At 60.7% G+C, this 18,124-nt stretch carries 15 protein-coding genes; 2 read left to right on the forward strand and 13 right to left on the reverse strand.

What is annotated here, in order from left to right:
- Nucleotides 1–140: 140 nt before the first annotated feature.
- The 9 genes from hutH (KCG87_RS05295) to hutC all read right to left on the reverse strand — a co-directional run bounded on the left by hutH (KCG87_RS05295) (nt 141) and on the right by hutC (nt 11,333).
- Nucleotides 141–1,673, reverse strand: coding sequence for a histidine ammonia-lyase (gene hutH, locus KCG87_RS05295; protein ID WP_210556786.1), 1,533 nt, complete (start codon nt 1,671–1,673; stop codon nt 141–143).
- 116 nt (nt 1,674–1,789) lie between these two features.
- On the reverse strand, nt 1,790–3,313 hold the full coding sequence (gene hutH / locus KCG87_RS05300; protein WP_210556788.1) for a histidine ammonia-lyase: 1,524 nt from the start codon (nt 3,311–3,313) through the stop codon (nt 1,790–1,792).
- 181 nt (nt 3,314–3,494) lie between these two features.
- The gene (locus tag KCG87_RS05305) at nt 3,495–4,325 is read right to left on the reverse strand and encodes a glycine betaine/L-proline ABC transporter ATP-binding protein (protein ID WP_047601084.1); all 831 of its coding nucleotides are present in this window, start codon (nt 4,323–4,325) and stop codon (nt 3,495–3,497) included.
- Entirely contained in the window at nt 4,322–5,173 is an 852-nt protein-coding gene (locus KCG87_RS05310) for a proline/glycine betaine ABC transporter permease (protein WP_007949591.1), read from the reverse strand. The genes KCG87_RS05305 and KCG87_RS05310 overlap by 4 nt, the downstream gene beginning before the upstream one ends.
- Nucleotides 5,174–5,257: 84 nt before the next feature.
- Entirely contained in the window at nt 5,258–6,226 is a 969-nt protein-coding gene (locus KCG87_RS05315) for an ABC transporter substrate-binding protein (RefSeq protein ID WP_134785230.1), read from the reverse strand.
- 69 nt (nt 6,227–6,295) lie between these two features.
- Nucleotides 6,296–7,768, reverse strand: a complete 1,473-nt coding sequence (locus tag KCG87_RS05320) for a cytosine permease (RefSeq protein WP_115988392.1) — start codon at nt 7,766–7,768, stop codon at nt 6,296–6,298.
- A 174-nt stretch (nt 7,769–7,942) separates the two neighbouring features.
- Entirely contained in the window at nt 7,943–9,640 is a 1,698-nt protein-coding gene (gene hutU, locus KCG87_RS05325; RefSeq protein WP_098966777.1) for a urocanate hydratase, read from the reverse strand.
- A gap of 458 nt (nt 9,641–10,098) precedes the next feature.
- Nucleotides 10,099–10,668 (reverse strand): HutD family protein, encoded by a 570-nt coding sequence (locus KCG87_RS05330; RefSeq protein ID WP_098966776.1) that lies wholly within the window; start codon nt 10,666–10,668, stop codon nt 10,099–10,101.
- On the reverse strand, nt 10,665–11,333 hold the full coding sequence (gene hutC, locus KCG87_RS05335; RefSeq protein WP_230679353.1) for a histidine utilization repressor: 669 nt from the start codon (nt 11,331–11,333) through the stop codon (nt 10,665–10,667). The genes KCG87_RS05330 and hutC overlap by 4 nt, the downstream gene beginning before the upstream one ends.
- A gap of 188 nt (nt 11,334–11,521) precedes the next feature.
- Between hutC and KCG87_RS05340 the strand changes: the two genes are divergently transcribed.
- Nucleotides 11,522–12,886 carry a formimidoylglutamate deiminase gene (locus KCG87_RS05340; RefSeq protein ID WP_210556790.1) on the forward strand — a complete coding sequence of 455 codons (1,365 nt, stop codon included), beginning with the start codon at nt 11,522–11,524 and terminating at the stop codon, nt 12,884–12,886.
- Between the two features lie 118 nt (nt 12,887–13,004).
- Here KCG87_RS05340 and KCG87_RS05345 read toward each other — a convergent pair whose 3' ends face one another.
- Entirely contained in the window at nt 13,005–13,574 is a 570-nt protein-coding gene (locus tag KCG87_RS05345; RefSeq protein ID WP_096794672.1) for a lipocalin family protein, read from the reverse strand.
- Nucleotides 13,575–13,605: 31 nt separating this feature from the next.
- Nucleotides 13,606–13,860 carry a hypothetical protein gene (locus KCG87_RS05350; protein WP_003220802.1) on the reverse strand — a complete coding sequence of 85 codons (255 nt, stop codon included), beginning with the start codon at nt 13,858–13,860 and terminating at the stop codon, nt 13,606–13,608.
- Nucleotides 13,861–14,142: 282 nt separating this feature from the next.
- Between KCG87_RS05350 and KCG87_RS05355 the strand changes: the two genes are divergently transcribed.
- Complete coding sequence (locus tag KCG87_RS05355; protein WP_210556792.1) at nt 14,143–16,035, forward strand: methyl-accepting chemotaxis protein; 1,893 nt, start codon at nt 14,143–14,145, stop codon at nt 16,033–16,035.
- A gap of 204 nt (nt 16,036–16,239) precedes the next feature.
- Here KCG87_RS05355 and KCG87_RS05360 read toward each other — a convergent pair whose 3' ends face one another.
- Together KCG87_RS05360 and KCG87_RS05365 are read right to left on the reverse strand one after the other, a co-directional pair.
- The gene (locus KCG87_RS05360; protein ID WP_210556795.1) at nt 16,240–16,842 is read right to left on the reverse strand and encodes a DUF924 family protein; all 603 of its coding nucleotides are present in this window, start codon (nt 16,840–16,842) and stop codon (nt 16,240–16,242) included.
- Nucleotides 16,843–16,845: 3 nt separating this feature from the next.
- Nucleotides 16,846–17,856 (reverse strand): class 1 fructose-bisphosphatase, encoded by a 1,011-nt coding sequence (locus KCG87_RS05365; protein ID WP_007961744.1) that lies wholly within the window; start codon nt 17,854–17,856, stop codon nt 16,846–16,848.
- Nucleotides 17,857–18,124 lie beyond the last annotated feature (268 nt).

Raw genomic sequence — 18,124 nt, forward strand, 5'->3', positions numbered from 1 at the left:
CATCGACCTGAGAATCTTGAGCCGAACTCCGGCTCTGAAAACAATGAAGATTGGCTCCCTTCCCCTTCTCCCCCTTGGGGGAGAGGGCTGGGGTGAGGGGGATCGATTTCAGCAACAACAAAACTCCCCCTGAAAAACACTTACAAACTAGGCAGCAATTTCGCCGGAACCAATTCGCTCAAGCAGCGCGAAGCCAACAACTCGGTCGCCGCATTGATGTCCGGCGCAAAGAAGCGGTCCTTCTCATAGAACGGTACTTCGCGGCGCAGAATCGCCCGGGCCTGCTCCAGCTTGGCCGAAGTCTTCAGACCGTTACGCAGGTCCAGCCCCTGCACCGCCGCCAGCCATTCCACCGCGAGAATGCCGCGGGTGTTCTCGGCCATTTCCCACAGGCGCTTGCCAGCGGCCGGCGCCATCGACACGTGGTCTTCCTGGTTGGCCGAGGTCGGCAGGCTGTCGACCGAATGCGGATGGGACAGCGCCTTGTTCTCGCTGGCCAGTGCTGCGGCGGTGACCTGAGCGATCATGAAGCCGGAGTTGACCCCGCCATTGGCCACCAGGAACGGCGGCAGTTGCGACATGTGCTTGTCCATCATCAACGAGATACGGCGTTCGCTCAGCGAGCCGATTTCAGCGATGGCCAGGGCCATGTTGTCGGCGGCCATGGCCACCGGCTCGGCGTGGAAGTTGCCACCGGAAATCACATCGCCTTCAGCGGCGAATACCAACGGGTTGTCGGAGACAGCGTTGGCTTCAACCACCAGCACGTCGGCGGCCTGACGGAACTGGGTAAGGCAGGCGCCCATGACTTGTGGCTGGCAACGCAAGGAGTACGGGTCCTGAACCTTTTCGCAGTTCTGGTGCGAATCGGACACTTCGCTGCGCCCGCCGAGCAGATCGCGATATGCGGCTGCAGCATCGATCTGACCTTTCTGACCGCGAGCGGCGTGAATACGTGCATCGAACGGCGAGCGCGAACCGAGTACCGCTTCCACCGTCAGACCGCCGATTGCCAGCGCACCGGCAAACAGGTCTTCACCTTCAAACAGACCGCGCAGCGCAAACGCCGTGGACACCTGAGTGCCGTTGAGCAGCGCCAGACCCTCTTTCGCCGCCAGGGTCAGCGGGGTCAGACCGGCGACTTTCAGCGCTTCGGTGGCTTCCATCCACTCGCCCTTGTAGCGCGCCTTGCCTTCGCCCAGCAGCACCAGCGACATGTGCGCCAATGGCGCGAGGTCACCGGATGCACCCACCGAACCCTTGAGCGGAATATGCGGATAAACCTCGGCGTTGATCAGCGCGATCAGTGCGTCGATCACCACGCGACGGATGCCGGAGAAACCACGGCTTAGGCTGTTGACCTTGAGCACCATGATCAGGCGCACCAGCTCATCGCTGATCGGCTGGCCGACACCGGCGGCGTGCGACAGCACCAGCGAACGCTGCAGGTTTTCCAGGTCTTCGCTGGCGATGCGGGTCGACGCTAGCAGGCCGAAGCCGGTGTTGATGCCGTAGGCAGTGCGGTTCTCGGCGAGGATCTGCTCGACGCAAGCGACGCTGGCCTCGATCTGCGCCGCAGCGCTGTTGTCGAGGGTCAACTTGACCGGTTGCTGATAGACGTCACGCAATTGGGCCAGGCTCAGTTGGCCGGGAATCAGGTTCAGCGCAGTCATTAAAATGCTCCTTTTGAACATTGTTATTAACTACCAGTCGCTCCGGAGCATTCCGTTATCCGTCGTTTCTCGTCTTGTGGACGATCCGCGCCTTGGCACGCTGGTATGGGTAGTTGTCAGTGCAGATTCGGTAATACGTTGTGCAGCGCATTCGGGTGTTTCAGAACGCTGGCGGCGGCGGCGATATCCGGCGCCAGCCAGCGATCCTGATCGTAGGCCGGGACGGTTTCACGCAGCAGCCGCCACGCCCGATCAGTGCCCGCGCCAAAGCGCTGCTCCTTGAGGAATTCAAAGGCCTGCGCCGCCAGCAGGTACTCGATGGCGAGAATCTGCGTGCAGTTTTCCAGGGCGCGGTGCAGCTTCAGTGCAGCGCTGGTGCCCATGCTCAGGTGGTCTTCCTGCAGGCCCGAGGTGACGTAGTTGTCGAGCACTGCCGGTTGCGCCAGCTGGCGGTTCTCGGCACATAGCGAAGCGGCGACGTATTGCACGATCATCATCCCGGAGTTCACCCCCGGGTTGGCCACCAGAAATGCCGGCAGACCGCTGACGTGCGGGTTGACCAGACGATCGAGGCGGCGCTCGGCAATCGAGCCGATTTCAGCCATGGCAATCGCCAGCAGATCCGCTGCCATCGCCACTGACTGGCCGTGCGGGTTGGCCTGCGACATCACCCGGAAGTTGTCCGGCGTGCCCAGCAGCAACGGGTTATCGGTGCAACCGTTGAGTTCGGCTTCGACTTGTTTGATCGCGTGTTCCAGTTGATCACGCGCCGCGCCGTGCACCTGCGGGATCGAACGGATGCTCAGCGCATCCTGAGTGCGAACGCCTTTGCTCGTCGCGATCACTTCACTGCCATCGAGCAAGGCGCGCAGGTTGCTACCGACCTGCTGCATGCCGGGGTGCGGCTTGAGCGCGATGATCTCGGCGTCAAACGCGGCGATCTGCCCACGCTGCGCTTCGAAGCTCATGGCGCCGATCACGTCGGCCCATTGCACCAGACGCGTCGCGTCGGCAATCGCCAGGCAGCTGAGGCCGGTCATGCACGGCGTACCGTTGACCAGGCACAAGCCGTCCTTCGCGCCGAGTTGCACCGGTTGCAGGCCTTCTTCGGCCAGCGCCTGTTGCGCCGAAGTGATCTGCCCGCGATAGCTGACATTGCCCACGCCCAGCAGCGCGATGCCGATGTGCGCCATGTGCGTCAGGTAACCCACCGAACCTTGCGATGGAACCTGCGGGGTGATGCCGCGATTGAGCAGCGCCAGCAACGCTTCGACCACCCGCCGGTGAATGCCGGATTTGCCGTGGCTGTAGTTGTGGATTGCGGCGCAGATGATCGCGCGGGTCTGCTCATCAGGCAGCACCGGGCCGACGCCGCAGGCGTGGCTGAGCAAGGTGTTGCGTGAGAGCTGGCTGAGTTGTTCGTCCTTCAGCGAAACGTTGGACAGACCACCCAGACCGGTGTTGACGCCATAGGCACGCTCGCCGCTTTCGACGATGCGCTGGACGATGCCCTGAGCGTTTTCGATGCGCGCCCAGGTCTCGCTCGATAACTCCAGTTGCGCGCCGTGACGGGCGACGGCGACCACGTCCTGCCAACGCAGGGGGCTGCCGGTGATGATGATTTTTTCAGCCTGGGACATCTAAAACCTCATGCCAATTCTGTTGATACAAAACCTGTGGTGAGGGGATTTATCCCCGATGGGCTGCGCAGCAGCCCCCAAAACCTGCAGCCAGGATGTTTCAGGTGCATCGCATGCAATGTTTGGGGGCGGCTTCGCCACCCATCGGGGATAAATCCCCTCGCCACAAAGGCAATCCATTTCAGACTACTGCCGCCCGCCGCTGCACGAACCGGTCAACATACTCGTCTGCCGGCGAATGCAGGATCTCTCTTGGCGTGCCGACCTGGATCAGGCGGCCGTCCTTGAGAATCGCGATGCGGTTGCCAATGCGCACGGCCTCGTCGAGGTCGTGAGTGATGAAGACGATGGTCTTGTGCAGGGTCTTTTGCAGCTCCAGCAACTGGTCCTGCATCTCGGCGCGGATCAGCGGATCCAGCGCACTGAACGCTTCGTCCATCAGAATGATGTCAGTGTCCGCCGCCAATGCACGGGCCAGGCCCACGCGCTGACGCATGCCGCCGGAGAGCTGGTGCGGGTATTTGTTTTCGTAACCTTTGAGGCCCACGGTGTTGATCCAGTGCAGCGCGCGTTCAGCGCACAGTTGCTTGCTTTCACCGCGCACTTTCAGGCCGTAGGCGACGTTCTCGATCACGGTCTTGTGCGGCAGCAGACCGAAGCTCTGGAACACCATGCTGATCTTGTGCCGGCGAAATTCGCGCAGCGCTTCCATGTCGTATTGCAGGATGTCCACGCCATCGACCAGGATCGCACCGCTGGTGGGGTCGATCAGGCGATTGAAGTGGCGCACCAGGGTCGATTTGCCGGAACCGGACAGGCCCATGATCACGAAGATCTCGCCGGTGCCGATACTCAGCGACAGGTCGTTGACCCCGACCACGCAACCGGTTTCGTTCAGCACCTGATCCTTGGTCTTGCCCTGGCCGACCATCGCCAGTGCGTCCTTGGCGCGGTTGCCGAAAATCTTGAAGACGTTTTTGACTTCGATCTTGCTCACGGTTGCGTTGTTCATTTGCTCACCTCATGCCGTGGCCGACCGTACGCCTGAGTAATGCGGTCGATGACCACCGCGAGAATCACGATCGCCAGACCGGCTTCGAGGCCGCGTCCGACGTTGAGGGTCTGAATCCCCACCAGCACATCTTCACCCAGGCCACGGGCGCCGATCATCGAGGCGATCACCACCATCGACAGGGCCATCATGGTGGTCTGGTTGATCCCGGCCATGATGCTTGGCAAAGCCAGCGGCAGTTGCACGCCGAACAGTTGCTGCCAGCGGTTGGCACCGAAAGCGTTGATCGCTTCCATCACTTCACCGTCGACCTGACGGATGCCCAGATCGGTCAGGCGAATTAGCGGCGGCGCGGCGTAGATCACCGTGGCGAAAATCGCCGGGACCTTGCCCAGGCCGAACAGCATCAGCACCGGAATCAGGTACACGAAGCTGGGCATGGTCTGCATGATGTCGAGCAGCGGCATCAGCACCGAACGCAAGCGATTGCTGCGCGCCGAAAGGATCCCCAGCGGAATGCCGATCAGCACCGAAATGATCGTCGCGACCATCATCAGCGCCAGGGTCTGCATGAGCTTGTCCCACAGGCCGACAGCACCGACGAGGAACAGCAGACCGACGATGACGGCGGTGGTCACGACTTTACGCGTGGCGTGCCAGGCGACGACGCCGACGATCGCCAGCATCAACCACCACGGCGCCGCGCGCAGCAGGCCTTCGAGGTTGACGATGGCCCACAGCAGGGTGTCCGAGATGTGGCGGAACACATCACCGTAGTTGGTGACCAGCGAATCGACCCAACCGTTGACCCAGTCGGCGATGGAAAAGGTAAAGCTTTCGGGAAACATAAGCGGCTCTCAATCAGAAATCTCAATCAAGCGATTTACGGCATATCTCCCGGCCAGCCTCACGGTTGACCGGGAGGTATCGACCTACAGCGCCGCGTCGATTTTCTTGGCTGCGTCGTCACTGACCCACGCGTGCCAGACCTCAGGATGTTCCTTGAGGAAGATTTTCGCCAGTTTTGGCGACTCGATACGTTCCTTCGCCATGCGGCCCAGGTTCTGGTTCAGCAGGTCTATCGGCAGGTTGACCTTTTCCAGCACGGCCACCAGTTCCGGCGCCTGCTCGTGGAAGGTTTTCGACAGGCCGACCTTGATGCTCACGCTCTTGTCGACGCCCGGTTTTTCTTCGAGTTTGACCGCGTCGATCTGGCCCATCAGCGGGGTTGGCGACCAGTAATAGAACAGGATCGGCTCGCCACGCTTGTAGCTCGACAGCACCGCCGCATCCAGCGCAGGTCCTGTGCCCGGGCGGAAGTTGGTGTAGCTGTTTTCCAGACCATAGCTCTTGAGCATTTCGCTGTTGTCCAGCTCGCAGGTCCAGCCCGCCGGGCAGTTATAGAAACGGCCCTTGGACGGCTCTTCGGCGTCTTTGAAAACAGCCGCGTACTTGCCCAGGTCGGCGATGTTTTTCAGGTCCGGGGCTTTTGCCTCGATCTTGCGTTTGGCGTCGCCTTCGATCACGTAGCGCGGCACGTACCAGCCTTCGATAGCGCCGACGATCGGGGCGCCGACACCGACGACCTTGCCGGCCTTCTCGGCCTTGTTCCAGACTTCGCTGCGGCCGACCCATTCTTCGGCGAACACTTGAATGTCGTTGCTGCTCAGGGCGTTCTCCATGGTGATGGAGTTGCCCGGCAGGCTGTCGGTCTTGCAGTCGTAACCTTTCTCCAGCACCACTTGCAGCACGTCGGTCAGCAGCATGCCGCTTTCCCAGTTCAGGCCAGCGAATTTCACCGGTTTGCCGGATTCGCACCAGCCAGCTGCCTGAGTGGCACCGGCACTGGCCAGCAGGCCCATGGACAACAGTGTGGTGAGCAGGGTCTTGTTCGATTTCATTGTTGCGACGCTCCTAATCATGAATTGGCTTACGGCAGTCAAGAGGCATCCAGCCCTGTCCACGTCCAATCAGGCCTGCGCCGCAGCGCGCCCGGCCCCACTTTTTTCAGGTGGTACAACGCTGTTCTGCTCGACCGGCAGAATCAGTTGATCAGGCACTGAGCCGTGCCATTTTTTTGCGCACACGTAATAGAGGGCAGCGGGCAGCACCAGGCCGATGATCCAGGAGATATCCACATCACCGAGGGCAGCCACCAGCGGGCCGGTGTAGAACTTGGTGGAGATGAACGGCAGTTGCACCAGCACGCCGAACACATAGACGCTGATCCCAAGCAGGTTCCAGCGCCCGTAGCGACCGTTCGGATCGGCCAGCGCCGGCACGTCGTAACGCTCGCGGGTGATGCAGTAGTAGTCGACCAGGTTGATCGCGCTCCATGGCGTGAAGAACGCCAGCAGGAACAGGATGAACGACTTGAACGCACCGAGGAACGAGTGCTGACCGAGCAAGGCGATCAGGGTTGCCGCGCCGACGATCACCAGCACGAACACCAGACGCTGCATACGCGTAACGGTCAGGTGCCCTTTGAAACCACTGATGATGGTGGCGATGCACATGAAGCTGCCGTAGGAGTTCAGCGTCGAAATGGTCACCTTGCCGAAGGCGATGCTGAAGTACAGCAGCGCGGCGGTGGCACCTGTGCCGCCCAGACCGACGATGTAGGCCACTTCGTGACCGGCAAACTGGCCGTTGGCCGAAGCTGCCGCGAACACGCCGAGGACCATCGCCACCTGCGCGCCGATGACCGAACCTGCGCCAGCGGCAAAGAAGGTTTTCACCGAAGAAACCTTGCTCGGCAGGTAACGCGAATAGTCAGCCACATAAGGGCCGAACGCGATCTGCCAGGAGGCCGCGAGCGACACCGCCAGCAGGAAGCTGCTCCAGCTGAAGTGACGGATCTGCAACAGTGCGCCCACGTCCACCTGACTCAGCAGACGGCTGAACAGATACACGAAGGCAATCACGCCGATGACACTGGCAACCCGGCCGATCCAGTGGATCACCCGATAACCGAGCACCGTGACCACTACGATGACACTGGCGAACAGCAGGATGCCGACGGTGTCGCTGACGCCAAACAACTGGCCCAGCGCCTGGCCGGAAAGCACCGTACCGGTGGCGGTGAAGCCCAGGTACATCAGGCACACCAGCACGATCGGGATCGCCGCGCCGTAGACGCCGAATTGCACGCGGCTGGAAATCATCTGCGGCAGGCCCAGTTTCGGCCCTTGCGCCGCATGCAGCGCCATCACGCCACCGCCCAGCAGTTGACCGATCAACAGACCGATCAACGACCAGAACACATCACCGCCCAGCACCACGGCCAGGGCCCCGGTGACAATCGCAGTGATTTGCAGATTCGCACCCATCCACAGGGTGAACTGGCTCAACAGACGACCGTGTCTTTCCGCTTCCGGGATGTAGTCGATCGAACGCCTTTCGATCAACGGTTTGTTGCCTGCACGATCGGGGGTTACAGCCATGATTCAACCTCTGTGGATTGTTATTCGAGTTCACTGAGCGTCTTGCGCGGGGTGCTTTTGGTGGGAGCGGGCTTGCTCGCGAAGGGGCCGGCACATTCGAAACATGTGCTGATTGATCCAGCGCATTCGTGAGCAAGCCCACTCCCACCAAAAGCATTTCCCACAGAATTGCGTTTATTTACCGGTAATCATCGGCAGGTTCAGCCCCTGCTCCTTGGCGCAGTCGATGGCGATCTGGTAACCGGCATCGGCGTGACGCATGACACCGGTGGCCGGGTCGTTGTGCAGGACGCGGGCAATGCGCTCGGCCGCTTCGTCGGTACCGTCGCAGACGATTACCATGCCCGAGTGCTGGGAGAAGCCCATGCCCACGCCACCGCCGTGGTGCAGGGAAACCCAGGTCGCGCCGCTCGCGGTGTTCAGCAGAGCGTTGAGCAGTGGCCAGTCGGACACGGCGTCGGAACCGTCCTGCATCGATTCGGTTTCGCGGTTCGGGCTGGCAACGGAGCCGGAGTCGAGGTGGTCGCGACCGATCACGATCGGTGCCGACAGCTCGCCGCTGCGCACCATTTCGTTGAACGCCAGACCGAGCTTGGCGCGCAGGCCCAGACCGACCCAGCAGATACGTGCCGGCAGACCCTGGAAGCTGATGCGCTCACGGGCCATGTCCAGCCAGTTGTGCAGGTGCGCGTCGTCCGGGATCAGCTCTTTGACTTTGGCGTCGGTCTTGTAGATGTCCTGCGGATCACCCGACAGCGCCGCCCAGCGGAACGGACCGATGCCACGGCAGAACAGTGGGCGGATGTAGGCCGGTACAAAGCCTGGGAAGTCGAACGCGTTCTCCACGCCTTCTTCCTGCGCCATCTGACGGATGTTGTTGCCGTAGTCGAAGGTCGGAATGCCTTGTTTCTGGAAGTCCAGCATCGCTTTGACGTGGACGGCCATCGACTGCTTGGCGGCCTTGATCACAGCGGCCGGCTCGGTCTTGGCGCGGGCGCGGTATTCGTCCCAGGTCCAGCCCGCCGGCAGGTAGCCGTTGAGTGGGTCGTGGGCGCTGGTCTGGTCGGTGACCATGTCCGGGCGCACGCCACGCTTGACCAGTTCCGGCAGAATTTCTGCCGCGTTGCCCAGCAGGGCGATGGAGATCGCCTTGCCTTCGGCGGTGTATTTGGCGATGCGCGCCAGGGCGTCATCGAGATCTTTGGCCTGCTCGTCGACATAACGGCTTTTCAGGCGGAAATCGATGCTCACCTGCTGGCATTCGATGTTCAGCGAGCAGGCACCGGCCAGGGTAGCGGCCAGTGGCTGAGCACCGCCCATGCCACCCAGACCTGCGGTCAGCACCCACTTGCCTTTGAGGTTGTCGTTGTAGTGCTGGCGACCAGCTTCGACGAAGGTTTCGTAGGTGCCCTGAACGATGCCTTGGCTGCCGATGTAGATCCAGCTGCCGGCGGTCATCTGGCCGTACATGGCCAGGCCTTTGGCGTCGAGTTCGTTGAAGTGTTCCCAGCTCGCCCAGTGCGGCACCAGGTTGGAGTTGGCGATCAGTACGCGGGGGGCGTTGCTGTGAGTCTTGAACACGCCGACCGGTTTGCCGGATTGCACCAGCAGGGTCTCGTCGTCGTTCAGATTGGTCAGGCTCTCGACGATTTTGTCGTAGCACTCCCAGTTGCGCGCAGCGCGACCGATGCCACCGTAGACCACCAGCTCTTTCGGGTTTTCGGCCACTTCCGGATCGAGGTTGTTCATCAGCATGCGCAGCGGCGCTTCGGTCAGCCAGCTCTTGGCGGTCAGCTTGTTGCCGCGTGCAGCGCGGATCTCGACGTCACGTCTCTTTGTATAAACGGCAGTTGTAGGCTTATTGTCAGTCACGAAAAAGACTCCTCAGCGATCAATTCAAACCAACCCTGGCAGTGGGCAAGCAGCCTGCGCGCCTCAATGCGCGACAAGCGAATCAGTGGACGCTGCGGACTTATACGCATACGTCTTTACTTGTACATACAAGCATATGCAATCAAGCGGCCAACTTGCTGGAGGGGCGCTCAAGAAAAATTGCGGACAGGGCTGCAGAGCGCCTGAGACAAGGGTTACGGCGTGGATGAAAATTTTTGCGGGGAGGAATTGAGGATTCGGCGGATCGTTACGAACCCGTGGTTTTGCGCCACGCTGGGGCGTTCGGTAACAAGTTGGTGCGCCGAGGGAAACAGGAATTGAAATGCAATTGTGGTGAGGGGATTTATCCCCGATGGAGCGCGTAGCGGTCCCAAAAGGTCTGCTGCGCCGCCATCGGGGATAAATCCCCTCACCACAGGAGTGTTACCAGAGTTGGATCAGCGCGCGGTCAGCTCAATCACGCAGCACCCGGCATTGACGGCCACTTCAACCAGCCCGGTGTTACCGTCCAGTTGCAGGCAATCATGGCGGCCGAGTTGCGCAGTGTTGTCAGCAACCTGCACTTGCAGCAGCTCACTGACACTGAACACCAGCACCGTCGTCGCCGAGCTGAAAAACCGCTGCTCGCCTTCCAGCCACTGCAACCGCGCGCTGTAACGCAGCGGCGCGTAGATCAGGTTGAAGTCGCGGATCGCACCACCGAGCAAAGTGCAGGACACCTGGCTTTCGCCGCTGAACGCAAACGGATCCAGCGGTAACAATGGGCGAGTGTCATCGCCGTCGACACACAGGGTCATGCCATCGCCCTGCAGCACCGTAATCACTCGCTGGTAACCAGCAAAAGTCGAGAATCCACCGGACTCGGCAATGTCGGCGATCGACAGACGCCAGCCGAAACCATCGAGGCCGGCACCCGCATCACGGGTAATCTCTTCGGTGCTGCCGCCGCCGTTTTTCCACGGCATGCGCGGGTAACCCTCGGCGCGTAAAACCTTCAAACCATTCATTTATGAAAGCGTCCTTCCAGACGATGACGGGAACCTGGGTGAATCAAACGCGCGGCGGTCACCGGTTGACGCCCCGACCACGTGCGGCGACGGATCAGCAGGCAAGGCTCGCCTTTTTCGATCTGCAGCAACTTGCACTCGGACGGCTCGGCGAGGATCGCCTCGACGACGTGCTCGCCTTCGGTCAGTGGCGCGACCTGATTGAGATAGGCGTAAGGCGTCTGCAAGGTGAAGTCCTGCTTGAGGTATTCCGGGGCGACCAGCGCGTTGACGAAGCGGTCTTCGATTTGCACAGGAATGTCGTTTTCGTAATGCACGATCAGCGAGTGGAAGACCTTCTGCCCTTCGCGCATGTCCAGCGCCAGCGCGCGCTCGGAGCCGGCGGCCTCTTCTTCGAGGGTGATCACCTGACAGGTGTGGCGATGGCCACGGGAGGCAATTTCATCAGCGATGTTGTGCACTTCGAACAACGCAGACTGGCTCTTCGGTTCAGCGACAAACGTGCCTACACCTTGCATGCGCACGAGCAGGCCGTCGGCGGTCATTTCGCGCAGCGCGCGGTTGATGGTCATGCGGCTGAAACCGAGCTGGCTGACCAGTTCGCTTTCCGATGGCACGCGGTAGTGCGGTGGCCAGTTACCGCTGTCGATCTGCTGGGTGATCATCTGTTTGACGCGGGCGTACAAGGGCGCCGGACTGTCGCCCAGGTTCGCGGCCAACGGAGAGACTGGAGGCGGAGTCGGCACGGTTGATCCCTGTTCATTGGATGAAGGTTGCTAGCTTGCCGGAGTTTACCGGGCAGGCAAACGTCTGTATATGTATATACAAATAACACACGATGGGGTGCTGAACCATGTCCGCTTTCTTTGCCGAACGCGCGCTGCTGCCTAACGGATGGGCCAACAATGTACGTCTTGAGGTCAGCGCCGATGGCGTGCTGACCCAGATTCAGGCCGATTCCACTGCAGACGGCGCCGAACGGCTGAGCGGTCCGCTGCTGCCGGGCATGCCCAATCTGCACTCCCACGCCTTCCAGCGCGCGATGGCCGGGCTGGCTGAAGTAGCCGGCAATCCCAACGACAGTTTCTGGACCTGGCGTGACCTGATGTATCGCCTCGTCGGAAAAATCAGCCCCGAGCAACTCGGCGTTATCGCCCGTCAGCTGTACATCGAAATGCTCAAGGCCGGTTACACCTCGGTTGCTGAATTCCACTACGTGCACCACGACAATAACGGTCAGCCGTATGCCGATCCGGCCGAACTGGCACTGCGCATCAGTCAGGCAGCGAGCGAAAGCGGCATCGGTCTGACCCTGCTGCCGGTGCTCTACAGCCATTCCGGATTCGGCGGCCAGACGCCCAATGATGGGCAGCGCCGCTTTATCAACAGCACCGAAAATTACCTGAAGCTGCAATCGCGCTTGCAGCCATTACTGGCTCAGCAAAAAGCGCAATCACTGGGTCTGTGCTTCCACTCGCTGCGCGCGGTCACCCCGCAGCAGATCAGCGAAGTGCTGGCCGCCAGCGACAAGCAGTGCCCGGTGCACACTCACATCGCCGAACAGCAGAAGGAAGTCGATGACTGCCTGAGCTGGAGCGGTCGCCGTCCGCTGCAATGGCTCTACGAAAATACGGAGGTCGATCAGCGCTGGTGCCTGGTTCACGCGACCCACGCCAACCCGGAAGAAGTCACGCTGATAGCCAAAAGTCGCGCCATCGCCGGCCTGTGCCTGACCACTGAAGCGAATCTGGGCGACGGGATTTTCCCGGCGGTGGATTTCCTCGCTCAGGGTGGGCGCATGGGCATCGGTTCCGACAGCCATGTGTCGCTCAGCGTGGTCGAGGAATTGCGCTGGCTGGAATACGGCCAGCGTCTGCGCGATCAGCGGCGTAACCGGTTGTATGGCGCGGATCAGCCGATGGTTGGGCGCACGCTGTATGACGCGGCGCTGGACGGCGGCGCCCAGGCTTTGGGACAGCCGATTGGTGCGCTGCAAGTCGGCAAGCGTGCCGACTGGATCGTGCTCGATGGCAATGATCCGTATCTGGCCACCGCCAGCGGCGACGGGATCTTGAATCGCTGGCTGTTCGCTGGCGGCGATCGCCAGGTGCGCGATGTGCTGGTCAATGGTCAGTGGGTGGTGCGCGATGGCCGGCATGCGGGCGAAGAGGAAAGCGCACGTGCCTTCACCCAGGTTCTGCGCGAACTTTTAGGCTGACACAAAACAAAATGTGGGAGCGGGCTTGCTCGCGAAAGCGGTGTATCAGTCAATATTTCAATCGACTGACACGCCCTCTTCGCGAGCAAGCCCGCTCCCACATTTGATCTTCGAAGACTTAGTTCGAAGTCTTCGCCATCTGCCGATCCGACGCTCGCCAGATCAGTCGCGTGGTGTCGTAACCCTGCTGCCGCGCCTTGCTCAGCAACTCCTCACGCACCACACCGTTGACGGTCGGCGTGCGCGACAGCAACCACATGTACTTGCGACTCGGGTCGCCGACGATGGCGGTCTTATAGTCGTCGCTGACATACAACACCCAGTATTCGCCTTTCGCCACACCCGGAATCAAGCGCGAGAACCAGGTATCGAACTCGACCCACAACTTGTCGGTCTTGCCCGGCACCTGTGGATAAGCCTTGCCTTTGGCTTCTTCCCACTGCCAGTCGGAGGTCAGGCAGCGATTGAGCACATCGACATTGCCGTCGGGTCTGAGCGAGTAGTGGGCTTCGGACTGCGCGCAGTTGCGCTGAAAGTACATCGGCAGGCGCGCCAGTTCATACCAGGTGCCCTGATAACGCTTGAGATTGACACTGTGAGCCGTCTTGGGCGCCAGCGGATCTTCACCGTGGGTGGCGCAGCCGGCCAGTACCAGGCCGGCAAAAAGGACGAACAATAACCGCTTCATTATTTTTCTCCCGTGGGCGCATAGCCCCGGTTTACTTCAGGCCTTGGCCGGAAAACATCAGCACTTTGTCACCGGCGTACTGCACGCTGATAAAGCTGTTTTTGTCGCCCCAGGTGCAACTGGACATGCCGAGCGCACCCGAACAGTCGGTGGGTTTGCCGAGCAGCGTCTCAACCTCGGCCTTGGCCATGCCGGCCGAAAGCTTGGAATAGTTTTCCTGATTGACCTTGCTGCACGCGGCCAACAGCACGCAAAAAGTCAGAAGGGCGATAGATCGCAGCGACATGAAGTAACTCCTGGAGCGGAAGGGGGATGGCATGGTGCCAACCAGAAGCTTAGAAGAGAAAACCCTCATCTGGTTCCCTTCAGAAATGGCTATTTATCGCTCCGCTCGTCTGGCATTTACCGGTAAATCAGACACTTTGTGCGGCTATTGAGCATTTCGTCGCATTTCATCAAAGACGCCTAATCTTTGGCGCGCGGCGGTCGAAATAAGAGCAGCGCAAAGCCCCCGAGTGTGGCAAATTGCCGCCCTTTCTCGACCAGCCCCTTCGCGGTAGTTCATTCGATGACCAGAAACATGAAATTCAGCCACAAGATCTTGTTGGCTGCCGCCCTCGTGGTGGCCGTTGCGTTCGCCTGTTTCATTTTGTTCAACGACTATCGACAACGCGAAGCCCTGAACAGCAGTACCGAAGCCTCGATGCAGGAACTGGGCAGCCTGACTACCAGCAACATCCAGACCTGGCTGGAAAGCCGCATCCAGTTGCTGCAATCGCTGTCGCAGCAGGTCGCCGCCGACGGCAGCGCCCCGGCCAGCCTCAAGCGCATCATCGACCTGCCCGCCTACACCGGCAATTTCCAGCTCAGCTACTTCGGCGGCGCTGACGGCGTGATGTTCTCGGTGCCCGCCGGCAACCGCGCGCCGGACTACGACCCGCGCGCCCGTGGCTGGTACAAGGCAGCCAACAGCGCCCAACAGACCATCGTCACCGAACCCTACATCGCCGCGTCGTCGGGCAAACTGGTGATCACTGTCGCCACCCCGGTGCAGCGTCAGGGCCAGATGATCGGTGTGGCCGGCGCCGACATCGATCTGACCAGCGTCAGCGCAATCATCAACTCGCTCAACTTTGGTGGCCACGGCCATGCGTTCATCGTCAGCGCCGATGGCAAGATTCTGATTCACCCGGACAGCAAACTGGTGCTCAAAACCCTCGCCGAGGCTTATCCAAACGGCGCACCGAAAGTCAGCCCGGGCCTGAAAGAAGTCGAGTTCAACGGTAAGACACAACTGATCTCCTTCACCCGCGTCAACGGCGTGCCATCGGCCGACTGGTACGTGGCGCTGGTGCTGGACAAGGACACCGCATTCTCGATGCTCAGCGAATTCCGCACCTCGGCGCTGATCGCCATGGTGATCGCCGTGGTGATCATCATCGCCCTGCTCGGCATGCTGATCCGCGTGCTGATGCAACCGCTGCTGACCATGGGCCGCGCCATGCACGACATCGCTGAAGGTGAAGGCGACCTGACCAAGCGTCTGGTGATCCACGGCCATGATGAATTCGGCGCGCTGGGTCTGTCGTTCAACCGCTTCGTCGAACGTATTCACACCTCGATCCGTGAAGTGTCCTCGGCCACCGGCCAGGTCAACGAAGTCGCCCTGCGAGTGGTCGCCGCATCGAATTCGTCGATGTACAACTCTGATCAGCAGGCCAGCCGCACCAACAGCGTGGCCGCGGCGATCAACCAGCTCGGCGCCGCCGCTCAGGAAATCGCCCAGAACGCCGCCCTCGCCTCGCAGCACTCCAGTGATGCGCGCAGTCTGGCGGTCGACGGTCAGCAGGTTGTGGATAAAACCATCCACGCGATGCAGCAGTTGTCGGCAAAAATCAGCGACTCCTGCGGCAACATCGAAACCCTCAACAGCAACACGGTGAACATCGGGCAGATTCTGGAAGTGATCACCAGCATCTCGCAACAGACCAACCTGCTGGCGCTAAACGCTGCCATCGAAGCGGCCCGCGCCGGAGAGGCTGGCCGTGGTTTCGCCGTGGTCGCTGACGAGGTGCGCAACCTCGCCCACCGCACTCAGGATTCGGCGCAGCAAGTGCAGAAGATGATCGAAGAACTGCAAGTCGGCGCGCGTCAGGCCGTAAGCATCATGACCGAGAGCCAGCGCGAGAGCGAAAGCAGCGTCGGCATCGCCAACCAGGCCGGCGAACGCCTGGGCAGCGTGACCCAGCGCATCGGCGAGATCGACGGGATGAACCAGTCGGTGGCTACCGCGACTGAGGAGCAGACGGCTGTGGTCGAATCGATCAACGTCGACATCAACGAGATCAACACGCTGAACCAGGAAGGTGTGGAGAACCTGCAGGCAACCTTGCGTGCGTGCTCGGATCTGGAGCAGCAGGCGGCGCGATTGAAGCAACTGGTGGGTAGCTTCCGGATCTAAGATCAAGAGCCACCCCCTCACCCCAGCCCTCTCCCCCAAGGGGGCGAGGGGGGGGGGAAGGGAGTAGATCTTCAAGCTTTTCAAACCTGAGTTCGACTGGATGCTTCAGGTCGACGTATAGCGACAAAACACCTCGGTCAGTCCCCTCTCCCTCCGGGAGAGGGTTAGGGTGAGGGCTGGTTGTTGAGGTTGCCGAGAATCGTTCTAAAAACGCGAACCTGGCTCTTTCAAAAACGCCAACTCCTCCGCCGTAGACTCCCGTCCCAACACCGCATTGCGATGCGGAAACCTTCCAAACCGCGCAATCACTTTCCGATGCCGCTCGGCATAGTCCAGATTGTCGGCAAACACCGCCCGTTCGCTTTCCGGCTGCTCAGCCACCAGATCGATAAAGCGCGAAACGGCTTCGTTCTGCACCGCGAGGTTTTCGCAGTGTTCGAACACCAGATAAATGAATACCCGCTGAATCGGCTTCAGTTGCCGGTCGAAGTCCGCTGCAATGCCCTGCGCGACAAGTTTCTGCGCACGCAGATCACCCGAGAATGCTTTGGGAGTGTCGCGAAAAATCATGCGCGGCAGTTGATCAAGCAGCAGCACCAGCGCCAGCCAACCTTCGGGACGTTGCGTCCACTCGGTCAATTCGCCAGCGAGGGCCTGATCGACAAAGACCCCGAAACGCTCACGCGCTTCGATGTCCTGGCTGTCTTTCTTGCCGAACCACAACTTGCCCTTGTCAGCCGCAATCTCGTCCGGTGATTCGCTTTGTCCGAACCACCAATCGAGCAACGGCTGCCAGGGCGCGGTCATGGCTTATTCCTTGTGGTAAGCCGTGGCGCGGGCGACTTCTTCTTTCGAGCCGAGGAACACCGCTACGCGCTGGTGCAGGCCTTCGGGCTGAATGTCGAGGATGCGTTGGTGACCGTCGGTGGACGCGCCGCCGGCCTGTTCCACCAGGAACGACATCGGGTTGGCTTCGTACATCAGACGCAGTTTGCCGGGCTTGGATGGCTCACGGCTGTCGCGTGGGTACATGAACAGACCACCACGGGTCAGGATGCGGTGCACGTCGGCCACCATCGCCGCGACCCAGCGCATGTTGTAGTTCTTCTTCAGCGGACCTTCTTCGCCGGCCAGCAGTTCGCTGACGTAGCGTTGTACCGGGGCTTCCCAGTGGCGCTGGTTGGACATGTTGATCGCGAATTCCTGGGTGGTTTCAGGAATGGTGATGTCTTCGTGGGTCAGTACGAAGCTGCCCATTTCGCGGTCCAGGGTGAAGCCTTTGACGCCGTCGCCCAGAGTCAGCACCAGCATGGTCTGCGGGCCGTAGATCGCGTAACCGGCGGCAACCTGCTGGGTGCCTGGCTGCAGGAAGGCTTTTTCGTTCAGCGGCTCGTTCTGGCTCAGGTATTCGTTCGGGCAACGCAGTACCGAGAAGATGGTGCCGACCGGAGCGTTGATGTCGATGTTCGACGAGCCGTCCAGTGGGTCGAACACCAGCAGGTAGGCGCCTTTCGGGTATTTGCCCGGGATCTGGTAGGCATTGTCCATTTCTTCGGACGCCATGCCGGCCAGGTGACCGCCCCATTCGTTGGCTTCGAGCAGGATCTCGTTCGACAGCACGTCGAGCTTCTTCTGCACTTCGCCTTGGACGTTTTCAGTGCCCATGCTGCCCAGAACACCACCCAGGGCGCCTTTGGACACGGCGTGGCTGATCTCTTTGCAAGCACGCGCCACCACTTCGATCAGGAAGCGCAGATCGGCAGGAGTGTTATTGCTGCGGGTCTGCTCAATCAAATAGCGACTCAGGGTAACGCGGGACATGGACGGCTCCGGTGGAATGGGGGGCTAAAAACCCGCGCAGTTTACAGGGAGTCTGAAAACGTAGCGAGCGATGACGCCCGGTAACGTGCATTGGGGCGCAATTGCTTGTATCAGACGTGATCGGGTCGAGAGAGTTCAGGTACCGGATTGAGCGTAGTTCGAAACGGGACGGGTGGTGCATGCGGATCCGCGACCGATCTGAAATTCTTGTTGGCCGATCGGCCGCCTTCGCGAGCAAGCCCGCTCCCACAGTTGACCGAGTAGCCCT

It is taken from the genome of Pseudomonas sp. MWU347 (assembly GCF_017947305.1).
Lineage (GTDB): Bacteria > Pseudomonadota > Gammaproteobacteria > Pseudomonadales > Pseudomonadaceae > Aquipseudomonas > Aquipseudomonas putida_A.